We start from the raw sequence: 535 nt of genomic DNA, 5'->3' as shown, positions 1-535 counted from the left end.
TCAAATCGATGCGCGGCGCCCTCGCTTTTGTTATTTCCCGTCCCTCTTTCGTTGCCTTGCGGCTGGCCATTTTTCCATGGCACTCCTGCGTATTAACGGCAGGGTTGCACCGAACTTTAGGCGCCGCGGGGCCAACGTCAGGCAAACGTGTCGATCGCGCCCTCGTGGGTGGAGACACGGCGCGGTGCCACTGCCAGCGTATCGGTGGTGTCTTGCGAGCCGCCGCTTCCATAGCGGCCGCCGCTTCCATTGCCCGAACCGCTACCCTGGTTTTGCGCCGATGCGCCTTGTGATGCGTTCTGCTGCTGGCTGAAGTCGCCCGTGCTGACGGATGTTTGCGCAAGCTGCATCCCGCCTTGCTGCATTGCGTCGCGCAGCCGCGGCATGGCGTCCTGCACGAGTTCGGCCACGGCCTGGTGCTGGCAGACAAAGCTCGCGTTGACCGCGCCGTTGTCCATTTCCAGCTTGACGTGCATGCCGCCCAGCTCCGCGGGGTTCAACTGCAGCTCGGCCGACGATTGGCGATGCACTTGCA

General features: G+C 63.6%; 1 protein-coding gene. It reads right to left on the bottom strand.

All coding sequences use genetic code 11. The features are described 5' to 3' along the window. Positions 1-137 precede the first annotated feature (137 nt). On the bottom strand, positions 138-535 hold a 398-nt coding region (locus D1614_RS28770), incomplete at its 5' end, for a flagellar hook-length control protein FliK (RefSeq protein ID WP_175579322.1).

The sequence above is a fragment of the Maribellus luteus genome (genome assembly GCF_003576475.1).
GTDB lineage: Bacteria > Bacteroidota > Bacteroidia > Bacteroidales > Prolixibacteraceae > Draconibacterium > Draconibacterium luteum.
The sequence above is the reverse complement of the archived record's forward strand: the minus strand, read 5'-3'. Positions and strand labels throughout refer to the sequence as shown.